Origin of the sequence: Streptomyces sp. NPDC005805 (genome assembly GCF_040630445.1) — a bacterium.
Taxonomy (GTDB): domain Bacteria; phylum Actinomycetota; class Actinomycetes; order Streptomycetales; family Streptomycetaceae; genus Streptomyces.
Window position 1 is genome coordinate 37,455 of record NZ_JBEXXN010000041.1, and the last position, 21,490, is coordinate 58,944.

Here is a 21,490-nt window from a genome sequence, read left to right on the forward strand (position 1 = left end):
TGAGGACGATCAGGCCGGGCGGCGGCGCGGCGGCGGGCCGGGGGCGCACGACGGAGGCGACGCCGGGGCGGGGCGGGCGCGTCCCCCCGGCCGGGCCCGGCTCCGGGCCCGGCGAGCGGAGCCGGGGGGCGGCGCCCGGGCGGGGGCCCGCGCTGCTGGTGCTGTTGTGTTCGGTGGGCGGCGCGGTCGCCGCGGTGGCGCAGCCCCTGGTCCTCGGCCGCACCCTCGATCTGCTGCTGCGCGGGGAGACGGTCGGCGGGTGGCTGCTCCTCGCCGCGCTGCTGCTGACGGCGGAGGTGGTCCTCGACGCGCTGACCGCCCTCGCCACCGGGCGCTGCAACGCCCGCTGGACGGCCGCCGTCCGCACCGCCGCGCTCGGCGGCCTGCTGCGTACCGCGCCCGGACGGGCGGGCGCGTACTCCCCCGGCGACGTGGCGACGCGCCTGACCCTCAACGCGGCCGACGCGGGCACCGCCCCGGCGGCCCGCGCGGGGCTCACGGCCTCGCTGTTCACCCCGGCCGGGGCGCTGGTGGCGCTGGCGTTCGTCGATGTCTGGGTGGCGGGCTGCGTACTGGCCGGGATGCCGCTGCTCGCCCTGGTGCTGCGGGTGTTCGCCCGGGACACCTCGGCGTCCGTAGGGGAGTACCAGCGGGTGCAGTCGGAGATCGCCTCCCGGCTGACGGAGTCCCTCGCGGGCGCGGCGACGGTGACCGCGGCCGGGACCTGGGAGCGCGAGCGGGCCCGGGTGCTCGCCCCGCTCGCGGGGCTCGGCGCGGTGGGCGCGCGGATGTGGGCGGTGCACGGCCGGGCCGTGGCGCTCAGCGGGGTGCTGGTGCCGCTGCTCACCGTGGCGGCCGTCGCGGTCGGCGGGATACGGCTGAGCGCGGGCGCGGTCACGGCCGGGGACCTGCTGGCGATCTGCCGGTACGCGGCGCTGGCGGCCGGGGTGGGGAGCGCGGCGACCCTGCTCGGCGGTGTGGTGCGGGGCCGGGTGGCACGGGAGCGCACCGGGGAGTTGGAGGGGCTGCCGCCGGTGCGGCACGGCACGCGGGCGCTGCCGGCGGAGGGGCCGGGGACGCTGGAGTTGCGCGGGGTGTCCGTGACGCGGGCGGGGCGGGCGGTGCTGCGCGGGGTGGACCTGCGGGTCCCGGGCGGGAGCACGGCGGCGGTGGTGGGGGCGAGCGGTGCGGGGAAGTCGGTGCTGGCCGCCGTCGCGGGCCGGCTGGCGGACCCGGACGCCGGGCGGGTGCTGCTGGACGGCGTCCCGCTGGCGGAGCTGTCGCGGCCGGAGCTGCGGCGGGAGGTCGGGTACGCGTTCGCCCGGCCGGTACTCGGCGGCGGCACGGTGGCGGAGGCGCTGGCCGCGGGGCCGCGCCGGGTGACGGCGGATCAGCTGGCCGAGGCGGTCCGGGCGGCGGGGGCCGCGTCGTTCGTGGACCGGCTGCCGACGGGGGTGGACACGCCACTGGCCGGGGCCCCGCTGTCGGGCGGTGAGCACCAACGGCTGGGGCTGGCACGGGCGTTCGCCCACGCGGGGCGGCTGCTGGTGCTGGACGACGCCACATCGAGCCTCGACACGGCCACCGAGTACGCGGTGGACCTGGCCCTGCGCCACCGGGTCCGGCCCGGCACCCGGCTGGTCGTGGCCCACCGCCCGTCCGTGGCCGCGCGGGCGGACCTGGTGGTGTGGCTGGAGCGGGGCCGGGTGCGGGCGGTCGCCCCGCACACCGAGCTGTGGCAGGAGGCGGCCTACCGGGCGGTGTTCCGCGCGGCGGACGGGGACGGGGCACCGCCCGGGGGCGTTAGCGAGGGCCCTCCCCGCGGTGCCGCCGCACCGGGCGGTTCGCGTCCCGGTGCGGACGGGTTCGCGGACCGGCGTCCGGACGCCGTCCGTGAGCAGGAGGTGCGCGGGTGACCGGGCGGCACGCGAGCCCGTTCCACCGGCAGGCCGCCGCGGAGAAGACGGCGGCGGCCGCCGGCCCCGCCCGGCCGGGCCCGGTGGGCGGTGCGCCGGACGCACACGACCTGGTCACCGGCCCGCTGCGGCGGGTCGCGCCGGACGCGCGGCGCTTCCTCGCCCGCCGCAAGGCGGTCCTCGGGCGCCTCGCCGCCTGGTCGCTGGCGGAGTCCGCGGGGACCTTCGCCGTGGGCTTCGGTGTCGCCCGCGCGGTGGACCGGGGCTTCCTCGCCGGGGACGTCCGCACCGGGCTCGGCTGGCTCGCGGTGGCCGCCGTGGCCGTGCTGTTAGGCGCGCCCGTGCTGCGTGGCGTCTTCCGTGAACTGGCGCTGCTCACCGAGCCGTTGCGCGACGGTCTGGTGCGGCGGGCGGTGGACCGGAGCATCGCCGTCGCGGCGGACCGGGGGCGGGCGGGCACGGCGGCGGCCGAGGCGTCCGCCGCCGTCTCCCGGCCCACGCACCAGGCGGAGATCGCCCGGGACAGCTTCGCCGGACTGGTGCTGACCCTGCGGTCGTTCCTGTTCACGGCCGCCGGGGCGCTGGCGGGGCTGCTCGCCCTGGACCCGGCCCTGCTCCTGGTGGTGCTGCCGCCGCTCCTCGCCGGGCTGGTCCTGTTCCTGGCGACGCTGCGACCCATGGCGGCGGCCCAGCGGCGCGCTCTGGCGGCGGACGAGGCGCTCGGCGACCACACGGCCGGGGTCAGCCGGGCGGTCCGGGACATCGCCGCCTTCGGGACCTGCGACACCGAGGAGGCCCGCGGCCTGCGGCTGGTGGCCGCGTCGGAGTCGGCGGCCCGGGCCCTGGCCCGGTGGGCGGCCGTGCGGAACCTGGCGCTCGGGGTGGCCGGGCAACTACCCCTGCTGACGCTGCTGTTCGGTGTGCCGTGGCTGCTCGGCCGGGGGGTGACGGCCGGGGCGCTGCTGGGCGCGTTCACCTATCTGGTGCAGGCGCTGCTGCCCGCGCTGCACACCCTGATGACGGCGCTCGGCGCGGCCGGGACCCGGCTGCTGGTGGTCCTGGAACGCTTCACGGCACCCGCGCCCGCACCCGCACCCGCACCCGGCCCGGCTCCGGCCGTGACCCGGCCCTTGGTTCCGCCGCCGTCCGGGCCGCCCGGGGCACCGACCCCGTCCGGGCCGGTCCCGGTGCGGACGCCCCGGCGAGTCGCGCCGCCGGTGGCCGTGGAGCTGTGCGGGGTGCGGGTGTCCTACGGCGAGCGCGCGGAGCCCGTGCTCGACGGGCTCGATCTGCGGATCGAGGAGGGTGAGCACCTGGCCGTCGTGGGGCCGAGCGGCATCGGCAAGTCGACACTGACCCGTCTCGTCGCCGGGCTGACGGCCCCCCGGCGCGGCCGGGTGGCGGTGGGCGGCACCGTGCTCGCGGCCCCGGGACCGCCCGGGGACGCGCTCCCGGCGCACCCCGGCGACCGGGACCCGGCCGGGCTGCGGGTGCTGGTTCCGCAGGAGGCGTACGCGTTCACCGGCACCGTGCGGGAGAACCTCGTCTATCTGCGCCCGGACGCGGGTGACGCCGAAGTGGCCCACGCCGTACGGGAGCTGGGCGCGGCGCCGCTGGTGGAACGGCTCGGCGGCACCGGCGCGCTGCTGCGGCCCGAGGAGCTGTCGCACGGCGAGCGGCAGCTCCTCTCCCTGGTCCGGGCGTGGCTCTCCCCCGCTCCCCTGCTGCTGCTGGACGAGGCGACCTGCCATCTGGACGCGGCGGCGGAGGCCCGTGCGGAGGCCGCGCTGGCACGCCGGCCGGGCACCCTGGTGGTGGTGGCGCACCGGCTGTCGTCGGCCATGCGCGCGGACCGGGTGCTGGTGCTGGACGGCACGCGGGCGGTCTGCGGGACGCACGCGGAGTTGCTGGAGCGCTCGCCTCTCTACCGCGATCTGGCGGGCCACTGGGACCGGTCGGGCAGCTGAACCCGACCGGTCCCCCGGCGCAGACCCGGGCCCGGTCCGGCGCGGGCTCAGGCCCAGCCGGCGTCGCGGACGATACGGATGGCGTCCATCCGGTTGCGCGCGCCGACCTTGCGGATGGCGCTGGCCATGTAGTTGCGGACGGTGCCGCGGGACAGATGCAGCCGCGCGGCTATCTCGGCGATCGGCTCGCCCTGGGCGGCGAGGTCGACGACCCGCAGTTCACGGCGGGTGAGCGGGGGCGCCGGGGCGTCCAGGAGGGCGAAGGCGAGGGACGCGTCGAGGAATCGTTCCCCCTTGGCGACGGTGTGCACGGCGGTGATCAGGCGGGTGCCGGGCGCGTTCTTGTCGACCAGGCCGAGGGCCCCCTCGTCCAGTGCGCGGCGCAGCAGGCCGGGCCGGTCGGGGGTGGCGAGGACCAGCAGGGCGGGTGACTGCCCGCCGGGCGTCCCCGTCCCCGTCCCCGCGCCGGTGTCCGAGTCCGGCCCCGGGCCCCCTCCCGGGTCCGTGCGCCAGGCCGTACAGTCCACGTCGACGACGCGCACATCGAGCCCCAATCCGTCCCCGTCCCCCGCGCGCCGTGCCGCCGCCGGGTGCGAGTGCGTCGACGCCACGTCCAGCGCCGGGTCCGTGCGCAGCAGTTCGACGAGTGCCGAGCGGAGCAACTCCGCGTCGTGCACCACGAGAACCCTGACCATGTGCCACCCCCTGGTTTCACCGGCGCTCGTCCCTCATGCGCCGGGCGGTCCCCCCGCTCCACCCAACTGCCCCGCGTGACGGGGTGGGAACACAGCGTGCGGGAGCACCGGGGGCGCACTGTGTGCCCCGGGGCCGCCCCGGGTCCTCCCAGGGAGCGCGAATCCGACGCTTCGGACGGCGAAAGAGCCCTCGGGCGGCCGGTGCGGCCGGTGAACGCGCAGGTCGGTGGCGTCCGGCCGCCCGCGGGCCGCGGAGCGTGTGCGGGACGGTGGCCGATACCGGCCGCCCCCGCCGCCGTCACGGGACCGGACGGGCCGTCAGCACGGCCGCCCTCGGACAGGAGTTCGCCCGGACCGCCCCCGGACCGCCCCCGGCGCCCGGCCGTGTCCGGATTGCGACGAGGATCACGCCGTCCGCCGTACATCCCTCAGGCCCTCTCGTGCGTCTTGTGAGCGCCGGGCCTGTGTCCGGCCCAGTGCAGGACACCAGCAGGACCCCGGCATTACCCCAGCAGGACCCGGAAAACATCGTTTCCTACCAAGGGCAGAAGACTTTGATCACACCGACTCTCGGCATGCGCAGAGCCGTGACCGTCTCGGTCACGGCCTCGGCCGTGCTGGCCGGCGGCCTGTTCGCCGGCCAGGCGCATGCCGCCGCGCCGCCGGCCCCGTCGATCACCGCCAAGGGCGGCTTCGTCATGAACAACGGGACCGGATCGACGCTGTACGGGAAGGCGCCGGACACGCGCCTCTCCACCGGTTCCACCACGAAGATCATGACCGCGAAGGTGGTGCTGTCCCAGAAGAATCTCAACCTCGACGCGAAGGTCACGATCCAGAAGGCCTACAGCGACTACATCGTCTCCAAGAACGCCTCCTCGGCCCGGCTCATCGTCGGGGACAAGGTGACCGTGCGGCAGCTGCTCTACGGTCTGATGCTGCCGTCGGGCTGCGACGCCGCGTACGCGCTGGCCGACAAGTTCGGCAGCGGTTCGACGCGGGCGGCGCGGGTCAAGTCGTTCATCGGGAAGATGAACGGCGAGGCCAAGAAGCTCGGGCTGAAGAACACGCACTTCGACTCGTTCGACGGAATAAGCAACGGGAAGAACTACTCGACTCCGCGTGATCTGACGAAGATCGCGAGCAGTGCGATGAAGAACTCCACGTTCCGCACCGTCGTCAAGACGAAGTCGACGAAGCAGAAGGTGACCACCAAGAGCGGCGGTTACCGCTACATGTCGTGGAGCAACACGAACAAGCTCCTCAGCACGTACAGCGGAGCGATCGGTGTGAAGACCGGTTCGGGTCCGCAGGCCAAGTACTGCCTCGTCTTCGCGGCCACCCGCGGCAGCAAGACGGTCATCGGCACGGTGCTCGCCTCGTCCAGCGAGGCGAACCGGGCCGCCGACGTGAAGAAGCTGCTGGACTACGGCTTCAAGAAGTAGCGGGACCCCGGCGGCCGCCTCCCGTAAGCGGGGGCGGCCGCCGGGTGACGCCCCCGCGCGCCGGGGCGCGACCGCCCCGGGGCCGTGCCGCCGGAGACCTCAGCGGGCTCCGGCGGCCCGCACATGGCGGCCGATCCGGGCGACGGCCGCAGCGTTGCCCTCGAACAGGTGGGCGCTCATGCCCGCTTCGCGGGCGGCCTCGACGTTGACGGGCACGTCGTCGACGAAGAGACAGTCCTCCGGGCGGACGCGCAACGCCTCGCACACGGCGGCGTAGGCGCGCGGGTCGGGCTTGCCGACGCCGATCTCGTGCGAGTAGACGAGCGCGTCGACCAGGGTGTCGAAGCCGTAGCACGCCGACTCGCGCTCGCGGGCGCCGACGAAGCTGTTGCTCAGGATCCCCAGGTCGCAGTGGGGCCGCAGGGCGCGGACACAGGCGATGAGTTCCTCGTTCGGGGTGCCGAGGTACTCCTCCCAGAGGTCTGCCATGAACGCCTCGGTCTGCCGCGGTGTCAGCGCGAGGTCGCCGGCGACCCGGGCGTGCACGTCGTCCTCGGTGACGGCGCCGACGCTGCCGACGGCCCAGACGTCCGCGAGCCGCCGGTGCACCGTGCCGGCGGGCAGGCCGAGCCGCCGCTCCCAGCGGGGGACCCAGCCGGTGTCCGGGGTGTGCTCCAGCACTCCGCCGATGTCGAGCACGACGCAGGGTCGGGCCACGGGTGTCTCCTCCCCGGGGGCCGGCGGGCCGCCGGACGGCGGCGCGCTTCCGGCGCTCCCCGGGGATCATGACGCGGCACGGGCGGACTCGGGTTCCCCGGCGGCCCGGTCCCGGGTTCCCCGCGCAGGGGTCAGGGGCCGGCGGGCGGGGCGAGGAGGGTGGTGGGGCGGTCCGAGCGGTGGAGGGCGCCGGCGATGAAACCGTTCGCCTTCAGTTCCTCGACCAGCTCGCGCAGGAAGGCGGCGGTCTCGGGCCGCTTGGTGCGCGGGATGCCGACCGCCTGCCGGATCTCCATGAACGCGGGCTCCAGGAGACGGACTTCGGGGTGGGCCGCGGCGTACTCCGCCATCGGCTGGCGGATGCCCGCGCCGGCCTCCAGTCCCTGGTCACGGAAGGTGTCGACGCCCTCCCGGCCGCGGACGAGCTCCGCCTCGGCGAGGGTCCGGGTCAGATAGAGGTCGTAGGCGGAGCCCTCCTTCACGCCGATGCGCACACCGGGCCGGTCGACCTCGCCCGGGGCGGTGAGCGGTGAGTCGCGGGGGACGGCGTAGACGCCCTCGATCAGGACATAGGGGGCGGTGAACGCCACCTCGGCCTCGCGGGCCGGTTCGACGGCGAGGAAGCAGAGGTCGGCGCGCCCGTCCGCCATGGCCTCGAAGGACTTGCGGGCCGCGTCGAAGCAGAGGAACTCCACCGGGACCGAGCCGGGCGGCGACCTCGCGGGCGATGTCGACCGTGACCCCGGCGGGGGCGTCGGGGGTGCCCTGGGCGAGCACCGGGTTGCCGAGGTTGACGGAGGCGCGCAGGACCCCGGTGGGCGTCAGGTCCCGGACGACGGCGGTGTCAGCGATCTTCATGGGCCGGAGTGTAGGGCAGGCGCCCGACGCCTCGGGGCTCGCCCGCGAGGGGGGGTGTCCATGGCCACCGGGCCGTGGAACGCCGACCGGGGCCACGCCGCGCACCCTGTCCGCCGCGTCCGCCGCGCGGGCTCCGGCGACACCGTCAACGCAGCACACACCGTGAACGCAGAACACTATGAACGCAGAGGCCCGGGCCATGGCTCCGCCCCGGCCGCTGCCTGGCATCACGTCGCCCGGCGCGCCACCGCGCCGCCGGGCGAGCGGACGGCCCTCCAGCAGCGGAACCTGGACGACATCCTGGGCGTGACACGGCTGCCGGAGCGGACCCTGGAGTCCCATCTGCGCTTCGCGACCTTCACCTTCCGCGACCTCGTGCATGAACGGCTCGGCGGGCGGAACCCCTTCGGCAACCGGGGTGTGCGCTACACCGGTTCGCACGACGACGCGGCGCTGAACGCGGGGGTGGAGTGCTTCTGGCCCGATCCGGCGGCCCGGCGGGACCTGTCGTACGACAGCGACCTGACGGGCCGGGTCGGCATCCCCGTCCTCACCCTGCACGCGATCGGCGACCCGACCGCGTTCGTGGAGCACGAGGCCGCCTACCGGGACACCCTGCGGGGTGCGCACCGGGCGGGGAACCTGGTGCAGGCATACACCCGGGAGAGCGAGCACAGCGCGCTGAGCGGCTCCGGGTACGCGGCGTCGATCGCGGCGCTGGACTCCTGGGCGCGCACGGGGCGCAGGCCGTCCCCGGCGTCGGTCGCGGCCGCGTGCGAGCGCTTCGACGCGCGGTACGGCACGGGCTGCTTCCACGACCCGCTCTTCCGCCCGGCCGCGGACGCGGCGAAGGTCCGGCCGCGGCCGGGCGATCTGGTGTGGCCGGCGATGAGCGCGGCGCGGGAGCGGGTGTGGAGCCGGATCGAGGGCGTGGGCATCGCGCCCTGAGCGCCCGTCCAGGGCCGTGTTCTCGAACGGGCGCCGTCCGGCCGGACGTCTCACCCTGGACCTGAGGTCGAGGGTGAGACCTCACTCGACGGGAGCAGTGCCGCGCGCGGCCGGGGGCCTGGTCCCGGAGAGATAGCCGGCCAGCAGGGTGCGGTGGCGGCGCAGTCCGTCGATGCGCTCGTCCATGGCCGCGAGTTCCCGGCGCAGCTCGTCCCGCAGGTCGGGGCACCAGTCGAAGTCCGGGCCCTCGCCCCGGGTGCAGGGCAGCACCCTGCGGATGACGCGGGTGGGCAGTCCGGCGTCCAGCAGGGCGCGCACATGGCGCACCGTCAGGACGGCATTCTCCTCGTACACGCGGTAGCCGCCGGTGTCGCGGCGGGCGTCCAGGAGCCCCTGCTCCTCGTAGTAGCGCAGCAGCCGCGGGCTCACGCCCGTGCGGCGGGACAACTCTCCGATCAGCATCTGACCGCCCCCTGGTGGACTCGACCTCCGGACCCGATCTCCGGACTTGACCTTCACATCGGTGTGAAGCCTTAACGTCCCGATCGTGGGCGGGCATTCCGCGCCGGCGGCATCCGTGCCGGCGGTATCGGTGCCGGGCCCGCGGACCGACCGATTCCGTAGCGATGGAGTGACCATGACGCCGTCAGCCGCATCCGACGCCGCCGCACGCCCGGCGGGCGACCGCTCGTTCCTCTTCGTGCTCGGCAGTTCCCGGCCGGACGGCAACAGCGAGCTGCTCGCCCGGGACGCCGCCGCGCATCTGCCCGCCGGGACCCGGCAGCGCTGGGTGGACCTCACGGCCCTGCCCCTGCCGGACTTCCAGGACGGCCGCCACGAGGAGGAGTCGTGGACCGCCGGGGAGAACGAGAGACTGCTGCGCGCGGCCACCGAGGAGGCCACGGACGTGGTGATCGTGTCGCCGCTGTACTGGTACTCGGTCTCCGCGAACGCCAAGCGCTACCTCGACTACTGGTCGGGCTGGCTGACGGCCCCCGGTTCGGGCTTCAAGAAGCACATGGCCGGCCGCACCCTGTGGGGAGTGACGGTGATGGCCGACCACGACGAGGCCCTGGCGGACGGCCTGATCACCAGCCTCTCGCACAGCGCCGCGTACATGCGGATGCGGTTCGGCGGAGTACTGCTCGGCAACGGCTCGCGGCCGGGGCAGGTGCGGAACGACGTCCGGGCGGCCGTGCGCGCGAAGACCTTCTTCGAGCGGGAGGCCCCCCTCGCCCGCTTCCCGGCGCAGCAGGTCCCGGTCGCGGGCTGACGCCCTTCTTCCGGACGGGGCCGGCCCACGCTTCCGGACGGGGCCGGGCCCGCGCGCCGGGGCCGCGAACAGGTCTACGGGGGCTGGACGGGGGTACGGTCCGGCTGGACGCACTGTGCGCGGTCACCCACCGCGGCGGTGCGTCGGGAGACCCCCCGGCAGACCATGGAGGCGGAGTGCGAGACATCTGGTCCTATCCGCAGGACAGCGGCTACACCGCAGCGGACACGCTCATCGGTTTCACGGTGGAGGCCGGCGACGGGACCATCGGCCAGGTGGAGCGGCATTCGGACGAGCCGGGCGCGAGCCGCCTGGTGGTGGACACCGGTGTGTGGGTGTTCGGCAAGAGCGTCCTGGTGCCGGCCGGTCTGGTCTCCCGGGTGGAGGTCAGCGAGCGCCGGCTGATCGTCGACGCCACGAAGGAGCAGATCGACGGGGCGCCGAAGTTCGCCCGGGACAGCGAGACCCGCGACCCGGAGTACCTGGACCGGGTCGCCGCGTACTACCTGGGGCTGCCGGCCGACGCGACCGGCGCCTGAGCCGCCCCGGTCCCCCGCCGCCGCGATCGTCCGTGCCACTTCGGCGATCGTCCGCGCCACTTCGGGGAACACGCGGGCGGTGAACACCCGTCGGGCCGGGGAGCTGCCAGAGTGGCGGGGGCACGGTCGCGTGCCGGCCGGCGGGCGGGTGACCTGCGGCGGAAAGGTGGAGCTGTGACGTCCCGTCCCCCCGAAGGAGCCCCGGCCGGCGGGTCCGGGTCGCAGGCAGGGGACGGCGTCCCCGGCGCCCGGCGCTGGCAGGCGCTGGCGGTCTGCCTGATCGCGGGCTTCATGACCCTGCTGGACGTGTCGATCGTCAATGTGGCGCTCCCCTCGATCCGTGAGGGGCTCGACGCCTCGGAGTCGGTGCTCCAGTGGGTGCTGTCCGGGTACGCGCTGGCGTTCGGCCTGATCCTGGTCCCGGCGGGCCGGCTGGGCGACGCGCGGGGGCGGCGGGCCGTGTTCATGGTGGGGCTGGCGCTGTTCACGCTGGCCTCGGCGGCCTGCGGGGCGGCGCAGTCGGGGACCTGGCTCGTGGTCGCGCGCGTCCTCCAGGGGTTCGCCGGCGGGCTGGTGACGCCCCAGATCTCGGCGCTGATCCAGCAGTTGTTCTCCGGCCCGGAACGCGGGCGCGCCTTCGGCATGTTCGGCACGGTGGTCGGCATCTCGACGGCCGTCGGACCGCTGCTGGGCGGCCTGCTGATCCATCTCGCGGGCGCGGAGCACGGCTGGCGCTGGGTGTTCTACGTGAACCTGCCGATCGGGGCCGTGTGCCTGGTGCTCGCGGCCCGGCTGCTGCCGGACACCCCGTCGGCGCAACCGCTCACCCTGCGGCGGCTGGACCCGGTCGGGGTGGTGCTGCTCGGCGCCGGGGTGCTGGCGCTGCTCCTGCCGTTCGTGGAGGCCCAGCAGTGGCCCGGCCCGGGGCGGTGGCTGCTGCTGGTCCTCGCGGCCGTCCTGCTGGCCCTGTTCGTGCTCTGGGAGCGGCGGTGGGCCCGGCGGGGCGAGGAGCCGGTGGTGGACCTGTCGCTGTTCCGGGTGCGCGGCTACTGGCTGGGCTGCCTGCTGATCCTGTTCTACTTCGCCGGCTTCACCTCGATCTTCTTCGTCAGCACGCTGTATCTGCAGAGCGGCCTGGAGTACAGCGCGCTGCTGGCGGGGGTGGCGCTGACGCCGTTCGCCGTCGCGTCGGGGCTGTCGTCGACGGTGGGCGGCCGGCTGGTGAACCGGTTCGGCCGATCGCTGATCGCGGTGGGGCTGGCCCTGGTGGCCGTGGGGCTCGCGGGCACGGCGCTGGCCGTGCACCTGGTGCCGGGCCGGGGGGTGGGCTGGGCGATCGCGGGGCCGCTGCTCCTCGCCGGTCTGGGCAGCGGGCTGGTGATCTCGCCGAACCAGACCCTGACGCTCGCCGAGGTCCCGGTGGCGTACGCGGGGAGCGCGGGCGGCACGCTGCAGACCGCGCAGCGGGTGGGGTCGGCCATCGGGATCGCGGCGGTGGGGGCGGTGTTCTTCAGCCGCCTGGACGGCGGCGCATGGCGGTCGGCGTACGACGCGGGGCTCATCGTGTCCGTCGCCTTCGTGGTGGCCGCCCTGGTGATCGCGCTGGCGGACATCATGACCTGCCGGGGCGCCGGACGGCGGACGGGCGGCGATGACGGCGCCGGCCGGGACGGTGTGGCGGCGGGTGGCGGCGCGGGGAGCGCGCGCGAGCGGTCCTGACCGGCCGCCGCCGGGGCCGGTCAGGACGGCTGGTCAGCCGGCGGCCGGTGTGCCCTGGTGGAAGTAGAGCCGCCAGCCCGCGTCCGTGCGCCGCCACAGCGAACTGCGCAGGACACGGCGGCCCCCGTGCTCGCTGCGGTACGTCAGATGGACCAGTCCGGGGGCGAGTTGCTGTCCGGTCAGCTCCGTGACCAGGACCGGTTCCTCGTCGGTGACGTCTCCCGCGCCGGTGGCGGCGAGGACGGTGACAGCGTCCCAGACCCGTCCGGAGGCGCCCACCTCGGCGAAGTCCGGATCGAGGAGGTCGGTGACGAGCTGCGGAGAGGCGCGGACGGCGGGGTCGAGCAGCCGCAGTTCCGCCTCGGCGGCCGCGCGGACGGCCACCTCCGCGTCTTCTTGATGGTCCGTCATGCCCGCAGCCTAGAGGGCGGCTTGGCGTACCGTCCGGCGGGGCGCTGGAGTTGCGGGCGCCGGACCTCTTGCGCTCGGGCAGCAAGCGCTTGCATGCCGCGCTGCGGACACCGTCGTGCACACCTTCCCCAGGGGGTCATGGATGCGCTCCACCCGTACGACCGGTCCCCGCACGAGCCGCCCGAGCCGGCGCTCGCTCCCGGCCGCGGGCACGGCCGCGCCGCCCCCTGGGGCCACAAGGGCCCGGGGCCACAGGGGTTACAGGACGACCTCGGCCCAGATCGTCTTGCCGTCGGGCGAGTAGCGGGTGCCCCAGCGGGTGGCGAGCTGCGAGACGATGAAGAGGCCGCGGCCGCCCTCGTCGACGGTCCGGGCGTGGCGCAGGTGCGGGGCGACCTGGCTGCCGTCGTGGACCTCGCAGGTCAGGGCGGACCCGGACCGCAGCAGGCGCAGGGTGAGCGGGGCCGTGCCGTAGCGGACGGCGTTGGTGACCAGTTCGCTGACGACGAGTTCGGCCGAGTCGGTGGCGTCCTCGGTGAGGCCCCACTCCCCCGCCTGGCGGCGGACCAGGGCGCGGGCGGCGGCGGGTGCGTGGCCGGTGTGGTCGAGCGGCCAGGTGGCCTGGTGGTCGGCGCCGATCGCGCCGGTGCGGGCGAGCAGGATCACGGCCCCGTCGAGCGCGGGCGGCGACTCGTAGACGACGGCGTCGCACAGTTCGCGCAGGGGCCGGTCGGGCGGGTTGAGGACCTCGCGCAGGGGGCGGCTGTCCCCCAGCCCGTCGTACCAGGGGTCGGCGGTGCACAGAGCGAGGAGGGAACCGGGTTCCAGGTCGACGGTGGCCGTCCCGTAGGGGGCCCAGTCCTCGCCGTGGTCGGCCAGGGTGGGGCCCTCGGGCGCGGTGACGGGGTGGGACGTGCCGTCCGGGCCCACCACCAGGGGGACCAGGCCGCCCGCGCGCGCCAGAGTGCAGGTGCGGGTGAAGGGGTCGTAGACGCCGTAGAGGCAGCTGGCGCTGAGCGGCGGGCCCGGGTCGTCGCCCTGGGGCTGGGCGGCGCGTTCGCGGGCCATGGTGACGGCGGTGTCGGCGAGGCGGGCGAGGAGTTCGTCGGGTTCCAGGTCGAGGGAGGCGAGGGTGCGGGCGGCGGTGCGCAGCTGCCCCATCGCCGCGGCCGTCTGGATGCCGTTGCCGTCGACCCGGCCGACGCTGAGCGCGGTGCGGGCGCCGGAGAGGGGGACGGTGTCGAACCAGCAGCCGCTGTTGCGTCCGGGGAGGTAGGCGTGCGCGGTCTCGACGGCGACGAGGGAGCGGGACTCGGCGGCGGGCGGCAGCAGCCGGCGCTGGACGGTGGAGGCGATGCTGTGCTCGCGTTCGTAGCGGCGGGCGTTGTCGACGCTGAGGGCGGTGTGGGCGGCGAGCGTGACCGCGAACGGCATGTCGTCGGGCTCGTACGGGTCGGACTCCTTGCAGCGGTAGAAGCTGACCAGGCCGAGTGCCGTGCCGCGCAGGGTGAGGGGCACGACGAGGAGCGAGTGGGCGCCGTAGCCGTGGATGGCGCGGGCGCGGTCCGGGTCGGCGGCGAGCCAGGGGGTGTCGTGGTGGATCTGCACCACGCGGGGGCGCAGGTCGGAGAGGGCCTGGGTGTAGGGGGTGGGGGCGGGCAGGCTGCGCACGTCGCCGACGGGGTGCGCGGGGCCGGTGCCGCCGTGCGGGCCGAGGAAGGCGGTGCGGCGCAGCAGCGTGCCGTACCCGAGGGGGCCGAGGGGGGCCTCCGCGCCGCGCAGGACGTCGTCGACGATCTCGACGACCGCGATGTCGGCGAAGTCGGGGACGACGGCCCGGGTGAGGTCGTCGCAGGTCGTGGCGAGGTCGAGGCACTGGCCGACGCGTCCGCGGACGGCGTCGAGGGCGCGGGCCCGGGCGGCGGCGCGTTCCCGCTCGGTGACGTCGGCGGCGAGCACCAGGACGCCTTCCGAGGCGTCCCCGGGGTCGCCGATGGGGTGGGCGGCGAGCTCGAAGGAGCGCCGGGGGCCCTCGTCGCCGGCGAGTCGGCCCCGGGTCCGGACGCGCACGGAGGCGCGGCTGCGGAAGACCTCGTCGGCGAGGGCGTCCGCGTCGTCGGGGCTGTCCAGGCGGTAGAGCTCGCCCAGGGTGCGGCCGATGACGGGGCGGTCGGCGGGGACGGCGCTGAGGGGGCCGATGCGGGCGACGCGGTGGGTGCGGTCGAGCAGATAGGCCGCCACGTCCGCCTGGGCGAACAGGGCCTCGATGAGGGCGTTGCCCAGGCGGTCGTCCGCGCCCTGGTGCAGGAGGGGCACGTGCTCGGGGTGCACCGGGGGCTCGTCGTGCACCGTTCCACCGTCCTTCCCGGCGCCGCCCGACGCGGCGACCGCCGTGATCCGGTCCCCCAAGCCTCGGCCGTCCGGGCGACGGGCGCCAGCCGGGGCGTGGACGGGCAGCCCCGATGAGTTGTCGCTATGTTGATTCGGCGGCACGGGGACGTCCGTGCGGTGTGCCCGCGGCCGGGCGTACGGCCACCCCGTACACCCGATCAGCCCAGGTGGGAGAGGTGCGCGGCCATGGCCGATCCGACGGAGCTCATGGCGTTGCTGGGGCGCCTGCTGCGCTGTGACGGACCGGGGGCCCTGCTGCGCGAGCTGGCCGGACCGGCGCCGCTTCCCCCGGGACCGAAGAGGCTGTATGTGCGGCGCGGCGCGGGGGTGGAGGTCTTCGGGGCGGACGGCCGGGAAGACGGCCGGCACGCCGGGATACGGGCCGGCGGGGAGCTGGTCGGCGCGGACGTGCTGCGGGTGCTGTCCACGGGACGGTTCGGGATCGCGGCCTCGGACGGCGGCACCTCGGTCCTGCTGCCGCTGAGCGCGGGCGGCGAGGTGACCGGGGTGCTGGCCGCGCCGCTGGGCGCCGGGGACCCGGTGCCGGGCGGGGCGGGGCGGTTCGCCGAGGGGCTGGTGGCGGTGGCCGACTGCTGCGCCCTGGTCCTGCGCGCGCACCGTGCGGCCGGTCCGCTGGCTGAGGCGGTCGACGCGGCGCAGGCGGGGGTGTTCGCCTGGGACTTCTCGGCGAACGACGTCTACTGGGACGACCGGACGTGCGCGGTCTACGGGGTGGACCCGGCCCGGTTCGACGGGCGCGGGGACACCTTCTTCGAGCTGCTGCACCCGGAGGACGTGCCGGTGCTCCAGGCCGCGATCGCCGAGGTGACGGAGGCGGCGGTGGCCCCGCGGCTGCCCGGCTCGGACGCCGATCCGGGCCGGTACCGCCTGGACTACCGGGTGGTCCACCCGGACGGCAGTGTGCACCGGCTGACCGAGTGCGGCCGTATCGTGCTGGACGACCTCGGGCGGCCGGCCCGGGCGCTGGGGCTGGTGTGGGAGAGCGGCGGGCAGGGGGCGGCGCCGGTCCCCCGTCCGACGGCGGCCTCGGGGGACGGCTCACGGGACGGGTCGCGGGACGCCTTCCTGTACACGCTGACCCGCGCGCTCTCCCAGGCGGTGTCGGTCTCCGACGTGACCCGGGTGATGACGGACCTGGCGCGTCCCGCGCTGGGCGCGGAGAACCTGCTGCTGGGCGTGGTCGAGGGCGAGCATCTGGAGATCGTGGGCGAGAGCTGCATCTCGCCGGCGCTGGAGTTCCTGCGGGCCCCGGCGTACGAGGTGATGGCGTTCGCCGCCGAGCGGGAGACGCCGCTGTTCGTGGAGGACCTGACGGGGCCCTGGCGGGACGGGGTGCCCCGGCCGGAGGCGGACGGCCCGCTGCCGGCCCGGTCGTGGGTGGTGCTGTCGCTGGGGTCGCTGGACCGCACGCGCGGGGCCTGTCTGATCTCCTTCGCCCGGCCGCGGCGCTTCGACGAGGAGGAGCGCACCTTCTACACGGCCGTGGCGGTGATCCTCACCCAGAGCCTGGAGCGGGCGCGGCTGTTCGACACCCAGCACCAGCGGGCGACCGATCTCCAGAAGGCGATGCTGCCCAGCCATCTGCCCGCGCTGGACGAGCTGAGCGCGCACTCCTGCTATCTGCCGGGGACGCAGGGCATGCACATCGGCGGGGACTGGTACGACATCCTGCTCCTCGGCGACGGCACGGCCGCGCTGGTGATCGGCGATGTGCAGGGGCACGACGCGCACGCCTCCGCCGTCATGGGGCAGCTGCGGGTGGCGCTGCGGGCGTGCGCGGAGCCCGGCCTGTCGCCGGGGGCGGTGCTGGGCCAGGTCAACCGGGTCTTCTGCGACCTGGACACCGACCGGTTCGCGACCTGCGCCTATCTGGTCCTCTCCCCCGCCGACGGGGCGCTGACGGGCGCGCGGGCGGGGCATCCGCACCCGGTGCGGGTGGGGCCGGACTCGACCGGGGAGCTGCTGCTGGCGGGCGGTCCGCCGCTCGGGGTGGACCCGGCGGCCCGCTACCCCACGACCCCGGCGGTCCTCGGGCCGCGGGACACGCTGGTGCTGTTCACGGACGGGCTGGTGGAGCGCCGGGACACCGATATCGATGTGTGCGTGAGCGCCATGACGGACGATGTGCGGGTGTGGCTCGGCGAGGGCGGGGAGGAGCGCGCCGGGGACCTGGCGGCGCTGGTGGACTTCCTGACGGGCCGGGACGCGCCGGGCCGGATCGACGATCTGGCGCTGCTCGCGGTGCGGCGGCGGGGCGGGTCTCCGGGGCCGGGCTGAGGCGGGAAGCGGGGCGGGTCCCCGGGGCCGGGCTGAGGCCGGGGGCGGGGCGTCTGCCGCGCGGCGGGCGGGGCCGGGCGCACACTGGAGGCATGGGTGATTACCGGGGAGAGGTGACCGTGGTCGCCGGTGACCGGGAGTACCGGGCGACGGCCGAGCTGCACTCCTGGGCCGACCAGCCGCCCGGGCCGGGCACGGAGAGCCCCGCCGAGGCGGCGGCCCGGGCGGTGGTGGAGACGGCCGAGGGCCTGACGGACTGGAACGGCACGGTCGACGTGGCGGACGGCGAGGAGGCCGCCCGGGCGGTGATGGAGGCGCAGCACGGGGTGCTGCGCCTGGCGGACGGGCGCGAGGCGGGGTTCGACGTGAGCCGCCGCTACTTCGGGACCGGGGTGCTGCTGATCACGGGCTCGGGCGCGCCGCCGTTCTGAGGACACCACGGGACCCCCGGGGACGTCCGGGAGCGGCGGCGCGCCGGGCACCCGCCGGACGGGTGCCCGGCGGGTGGGTGTGCGTCAGCGGGCGGGGTCCGTGCGGATCGCCGGGTCGGAGAGCGAGGGCCGCCCGGTCTCCACATGGCCCGCGAGGCGGCGGACGAAGTCGGCCGAGGTGTCGGAGGTGACCGTCAGGTCGTACCAGTGGTCCGAGCCGGCCAGCGGGACGGAGTGGCGCACGGTGGCACCGGGCGCCACGGTGTGGTGGCGGGGCGGGCCGCCGTAGGCGTCGGTCACCGTCAGGCGGGCGGTGGCGGTGCCGGAGTTGGTGAAGGCGAGGTCCAGCGCGCCGGCGGCCGCGTCGTGCCGGGCGGCGACCTCGGGTCCGGCGGTGGTGCCCGGGTTGCGGAAGCGGCGCAGGAAGCCGTTCGGCCCGTGCACGGTGAGGTCGGTGGTGCCGCCGGAGTAGCGGGTGTTCCAGGTGTCGGCGATCGAGCGTCCGGCTTCGGCGGTGTACGTCCAGGGGGCGTCGGCGCGGTTGGCGGAGGTGACGTAGAAGTGGGCGCCCGCGTCGGGGCCGCCGCCGAAGGTCAGCCGGTAGGTTCCGGCCGCCGGGTCGGCGAGGCCGTCCGTCCAGGGGGCGTAGGCGAGCGGCCGGGTGGGGCGGCGGCCGGGTTCCTGGCGGGGCATCGCGGGGGTGGCGGGCGGGGTGGGCCGGAAGTCGGGGTGGCGGTCGTGGTCCGGCGGGAGGTAGCCGTCGGTCGGGGGCAGGGTGCCGGGCGGGCGCTGGGACCGGGTGAAGTCGAAGGCGGCGGTCAGATCGCCGCAGACGGCGCGCCGCCAGGGCGATATCTGGGGTTCGCGGACGCCGAAGCGCCGTTCCAGGAAGCGGATGACGGAGGTGTGGTCGAAGGTCTCGGAGCAGGAGTAGCCGCCGGTGCTTCAGGGCGAGACGACCAGCATCGGGACGCGGGGGCCGAGTCCGTAGGGGCCGGCGGTGAAACGGGCGGAGCCGGGGAACCGGTCGAGGGCGGTGGGGGTGGTGGACAGTCCCTCGGCGGCGCCGGCGGGGGCGTAGGGCGGTACGACGTGGTCGAAGAAGCCGTCGTTCTCGTCGTAGGTGATGAACAGCGCGGTGCGGGCCCAGACGTCGGGGTCGGAGGTGAGGGCGTCGAGGACCTGGGCGATGTACCAGGCGCCGTAGTTGGAAGGCCAGTTGGAGTGCTCGGAGTACGCCTCGGGGGCAGCGATCCAGGAGACCTGCGGCAGCCTGCCCGCTTGCACGTCGGCGCGCAGCCGGTCCGTGTAGCCCTCGCCCCTGCGGGCGTCGGTGCCGGTGCGGGCCTTCTCGTACAGCGGGTCGCCGGGGCGGGCGCCGCGGTAGCTGTGGAAGTAGAGCAGGGAGTTGTCCCCGTAGTTGCCCCGGTGGGCGTCGTCGATCCAGCCCCAGTGCCCGGCGGCGTCGAGACCGTCGCCGATGTCCTGGTACACCTTCCACGAGATCCCGGCGGCCTCCAGGCGCTCGGGGTAGGTGGTCCAGCCGTAGCCCGCCTCGGCGTTGTCGAGGACGGGGCCGCCGCCGGTGCCGTCGTTGCCGGTGTGGCCGGACCACAGGTAGTAGCGGTTGGGGTCGGTGGAGCCGATGAACGAGCAGTGGTAGGCGTCGCACACGGTGAAGGCGTCGGCGAGGGCGTAGTGGAAGGGGATGTCGTCCCGGGTCAGATACGCCATGGTGGTGGCCGTCTTGGCCGGAATCCATTGGTCGTAGCGGCCCTTGTTGAACGCCTTCTGGCCGCCCGCCCAGTCGTGGTTGAGGCCCTGGAGGAACTCCATGCCGAGGTCGTCGCCGGGGGGCCGGAAGGGCAGGGTCACCTTCTGCCCGTCGGACTGGTGCCACACGTCGCGGCCGCTCGGCAGGGTGACGGGACGGGGGTCGCCAAAGCCGCGGACGCCCTTCAGAGCGCCGAAGTAGTGGTCGAATGAACGATTCTCCTGCATCAGGACGACGATGTGCTCCACGTCCTCGATCGTGCCGGTGCCGCCCCGGGCCGGGATGGCGGCGGCCCGGGCGATGCTGCCGGACAGCGCCGAGAAGGCGGCGGCGCCCGTGGCGAGTTGCAGGAAGCGGCGGCGGTCGGGGTGGGTCATGAAGGGGAGTCCTCCGCGGTGGGGGTCGGCGAGGGCGCCCCCAAGGAGAGCGCGGCCGGGGGCACCTGCGGGCGAACACGTCAGAACTGCCCGCCGCACGGCTTGTGAACGCATGGTTTCCGGCCAACCCGGAGGCGGGGCCTCCGGGGCGGGCTCCGGAGCCTCGCGTCCGACGGGGTGACCCGCCCGCCCCGTCCTGGCGTGGAAGGGCCGCCCGCGGATAGGAATGCCAGGGTGACGGACCGAGAGAACGAGCTCCTCGACGGGCTCACCGTGGACAGCCGCCGGCCGGGGCACCCCGTGCTCCTCGACGAGGAGGGGAACGCGATCCGCTCCTGGCGCGAGAACTACCCGTACGAGCGCAAGATGCGGCGCGGGGAGTACGAGCGCACCAAGCGGCTGCTCCAGATCGAGCTGCTGAAGCTCCAGAAGTGGGTGAAGGAGACGGGGCAGCGGCTGGTCGTGGTGTGCGAGGGGCGGGACGCGGCGGGCAAGGGCGGAACGATCCAGCGCTTCACCGAGCGGCTCAACCCGCGTGGCGCGCGGGTGGTCGCCCTGGAGAAGCCGACGGACCGGGAGGCCGGCCAGTGGTACTTCCAGCGGTACGTCGGGCATCTGCCCTCGGCCGGTGAGATCGTCTTCTTCGACCGGTCCTGGTACAACCGGGCGGGCGTCGAGCGGGTGATGGGCTTCTGCAGCGAGGAGGAGTACCGGACCTTTCTGCGGCAGGCCCCGCTGTTCGAGCAGTTGCTGACGGACGACGGCATCGTGCTGGTGAAGTACTGGTTCTCGGTGTCCCGCGCCGAGCAGCGGACCCGTTTCGCGATCCGGCAGGTGGACCCGGTCCGGCAGTGGAAGCTCTCCCCCACCGACCTCGCCTCGCTGGACCTGTGGGACGACTACACGACCGCGAAGGTCGACATGTTCCGGGCCACCGACACCGCGTACGCGCCGTGGACGGTGGTGAAGAACAACGACAAGAAGCGCGGGCGGCTGGAGGCGATGCGCAGTCTGCTGTGGCGGCTGGACTACGCGAGCAAGGACGAGAAGGTGGTGGGCGAGCCCGACCCGCTGATCGTGGGCCCCGCCGATACCCTGCTGGAACCGGGCGAGGAGAGCACGCACCTCTCCCCCACGCCCCTGGCGGACCGGGAGCACGGCGGACCGGGCGAGCACCCGGAACCCCCGAAGCGAACGGTTTGACCGGGGCGGCCGGTGTGAACCCCGCTGGCCGGCCGGGTGACGGCGCGCATGGCACACGGACCACGGGGCAGACGGGGGACAGCCCGCGACGGGCCCCTGAAACGGGCCCCTGAAAGGCAGGACTCTCATGACGACCTTTGTCATCACCCTTCCGGGAACCTTCCTGCGCACGCCCGGGGAGGAGGAGAAGGCGGCGGTCCGCAGGGAGCTGCGGCCCGCCGACCCGCGGCAGACCTCGCTCGGCCGCGAGGAGGACCTCCGCATTCTCACGGTGAACGACAACGGCACCTTCACCGTCCGCCTGGAGGTCGAGGCCCAGGACACGGGCACCGCCGAACTGGAGGCGCGGCAGACGGCGGAGAACGCGCTGCGGGCGGCCGGCTTCACGGACGACGAGGCGCCGCTCGGACCGGCCGCGGTCACCGGCATCGACGCCTGAGAAAGTGTTGGGTAAGCCGTTGATCACTCGTGGTTGAGGTCTTCGGTGAGGCGTCGGGCTGCTTCGGTCTCGATGGGGCCGTGCGGCTC

Annotated in this window: 16 protein-coding genes and 2 pseudogenes; 11 read left to right on the forward strand and 7 right to left on the reverse strand. The window is 75.3% G+C overall.

Annotation, left to right across the window (positions count from 1 at the left end; genetic code table 11):
- Window positions 1-158: 158 nt before the first annotated feature.
- Window positions 159-1,916 carry an ABC transporter ATP-binding protein gene (locus tag ABZ457_RS21630; protein WP_359159601.1) on the forward strand — a complete coding sequence of 586 codons (1,758 nt, stop codon included), beginning with the start codon at window positions 159-161 and terminating at the stop codon, window positions 1,914-1,916.
- Complete coding sequence (locus ABZ457_RS21635) at window positions 1,913-3,883, forward strand: ABC transporter ATP-binding protein (RefSeq protein ID WP_359159562.1); 1,971 nt, start codon at window positions 1,913-1,915, stop codon at window positions 3,881-3,883. Before ABZ457_RS21630 ends, ABZ457_RS21635 begins: the two co-directional genes overlap by 4 nt.
- Before the next feature lie 47 nt (window positions 3,884-3,930).
- On the opposite strand, the gene ABZ457_RS21640 is transcribed toward ABZ457_RS21635, so the two are convergent.
- A complete protein-coding gene (locus ABZ457_RS21640; RefSeq protein ID WP_359159564.1) occupies window positions 3,931-4,578 on the reverse strand; it encodes a response regulator transcription factor in 648 nt (215 codons plus the stop codon).
- Between the two features lie 575 nt (window positions 4,579-5,153).
- Between ABZ457_RS21640 and ABZ457_RS21645 the strand changes: the two genes are divergently transcribed.
- Window positions 5,154-6,023, forward strand: a complete 870-nt coding sequence (locus ABZ457_RS21645; protein WP_359159566.1) for a serine hydrolase — start codon at window positions 5,154-5,156, stop codon at window positions 6,021-6,023.
- 99 nt (window positions 6,024-6,122) lie between these two features.
- Here ABZ457_RS21645 and ABZ457_RS21650 read toward each other — a convergent pair whose 3' ends face one another.
- Together ABZ457_RS21650 and ABZ457_RS21655 are read right to left on the reverse strand one after the other, a co-directional pair.
- Window positions 6,123-6,740 (reverse strand): HAD family phosphatase, encoded by a 618-nt coding sequence (locus ABZ457_RS21650; protein WP_359159568.1) that lies wholly within the window; start codon window positions 6,738-6,740, stop codon window positions 6,123-6,125.
- A gap of 131 nt (window positions 6,741-6,871) precedes the next feature.
- On the reverse strand, window positions 6,872-7,435 hold the full coding sequence (locus ABZ457_RS21655; protein ID WP_359159570.1) for a transporter substrate-binding domain-containing protein: 564 nt from the start codon (window positions 7,433-7,435) through the stop codon (window positions 6,872-6,874).
- A gap of 409 nt (window positions 7,436-7,844) precedes the next feature.
- Between ABZ457_RS21655 and ABZ457_RS21660 the strand changes: the two are divergent.
- Window positions 7,845-8,546 (forward strand): annotated as a pseudogene (locus ABZ457_RS21660) (hypothetical protein); the annotation flags it as partial.
- Between the two features lie 81 nt (window positions 8,547-8,627).
- On the opposite strand, the gene ABZ457_RS21665 reads toward ABZ457_RS21660, so the two are convergent.
- The gene (locus ABZ457_RS21665) at window positions 8,628-9,008 is read right to left on the reverse strand and encodes a MerR family transcriptional regulator (protein ID WP_359159572.1); all 381 of its coding nucleotides are present in this window, start codon (window positions 9,006-9,008) and stop codon (window positions 8,628-8,630) included.
- A gap of 175 nt (window positions 9,009-9,183) precedes the next feature.
- Between ABZ457_RS21665 and ABZ457_RS21670 the strand changes: the two genes are divergently transcribed.
- The 3 genes from ABZ457_RS21670 to ABZ457_RS21680 all read left to right on the forward strand — a co-directional run bounded on the left by ABZ457_RS21670 (window position 9,184) and on the right by ABZ457_RS21680 (window position 12,077).
- A complete protein-coding gene (locus ABZ457_RS21670) occupies window positions 9,184-9,819 on the forward strand; it encodes an NAD(P)H-dependent oxidoreductase (protein ID WP_359159574.1) in 636 nt (211 codons plus the stop codon).
- Window positions 9,820-9,995: 176 nt separating this feature from the next.
- Window positions 9,996-10,358: a PRC-barrel domain-containing protein gene (locus ABZ457_RS21675; protein WP_359159576.1), complete on the forward strand. Its 363-nt coding sequence runs from the start codon at window positions 9,996-9,998 to the stop codon at window positions 10,356-10,358.
- Window positions 10,359-10,532: 174 nt separating this feature from the next.
- Complete coding sequence (locus ABZ457_RS21680; protein ID WP_359159578.1) at window positions 10,533-12,077, forward strand: MFS transporter; 1,545 nt, start codon at window positions 10,533-10,535, stop codon at window positions 12,075-12,077.
- 33 nt (window positions 12,078-12,110) lie between these two features.
- On the opposite strand, the gene ABZ457_RS21685 is transcribed toward ABZ457_RS21680, so the two are convergent.
- Together ABZ457_RS21685 and ABZ457_RS21690 are read right to left on the reverse strand one after the other, a co-directional pair.
- The gene (locus ABZ457_RS21685; protein ID WP_359159580.1) at window positions 12,111-12,488 is read right to left on the reverse strand and encodes a DUF4440 domain-containing protein; all 378 of its coding nucleotides are present in this window, start codon (window positions 12,486-12,488) and stop codon (window positions 12,111-12,113) included.
- A 258-nt stretch (window positions 12,489-12,746) separates the two neighbouring features.
- On the reverse strand, window positions 12,747-14,837 hold the full coding sequence (locus tag ABZ457_RS21690; protein ID WP_359159582.1) for a SpoIIE family protein phosphatase: 2,091 nt from the start codon (window positions 14,835-14,837) through the stop codon (window positions 12,747-12,749).
- 228 nt (window positions 14,838-15,065) lie between these two features.
- Here ABZ457_RS21690 and ABZ457_RS21695 point away from each other — a divergent pair, with 228 nt between their 5' ends.
- Both ABZ457_RS21695 and ABZ457_RS21700 read left to right on the forward strand, forming a co-directional pair.
- Window positions 15,066-17,177 carry a SpoIIE family protein phosphatase gene (locus ABZ457_RS21695; RefSeq protein ID WP_359159584.1) on the forward strand — a complete coding sequence of 704 codons (2,112 nt, stop codon included), beginning with the start codon at window positions 15,066-15,068 and terminating at the stop codon, window positions 17,175-17,177.
- A 92-nt stretch (window positions 17,178-17,269) separates the two neighbouring features.
- Window positions 17,270-17,608: a hypothetical protein gene (locus ABZ457_RS21700; RefSeq protein WP_359159586.1), complete on the forward strand. Its 339-nt coding sequence runs from the start codon at window positions 17,270-17,272 to the stop codon at window positions 17,606-17,608.
- Window positions 17,609-17,692: 84 nt separating this feature from the next.
- Here the strand turns inward: ABZ457_RS21700 and ABZ457_RS21705 are convergent.
- Window positions 17,693-19,759, reverse strand: a pseudogene (locus ABZ457_RS21705) (phosphocholine-specific phospholipase C).
- A gap of 234 nt (window positions 19,760-19,993) precedes the next feature.
- On the opposite strand from ABZ457_RS21705, the gene ppk2 reads away from it, so the two are divergent.
- Window positions 19,994-20,962: a polyphosphate kinase 2 gene (gene ppk2, locus ABZ457_RS21710; RefSeq protein ID WP_359159588.1), complete on the forward strand. Its 969-nt coding sequence runs from the start codon at window positions 19,994-19,996 to the stop codon at window positions 20,960-20,962.
- Window positions 20,963-21,089: 127 nt separating this feature from the next.
- Window positions 21,090-21,401 carry a hypothetical protein gene (locus ABZ457_RS21715; protein ID WP_359159590.1) on the forward strand — a complete coding sequence of 104 codons (312 nt, stop codon included), beginning with the start codon at window positions 21,090-21,092 and terminating at the stop codon, window positions 21,399-21,401.
- Window positions 21,402-21,490 lie beyond the last annotated feature (89 nt).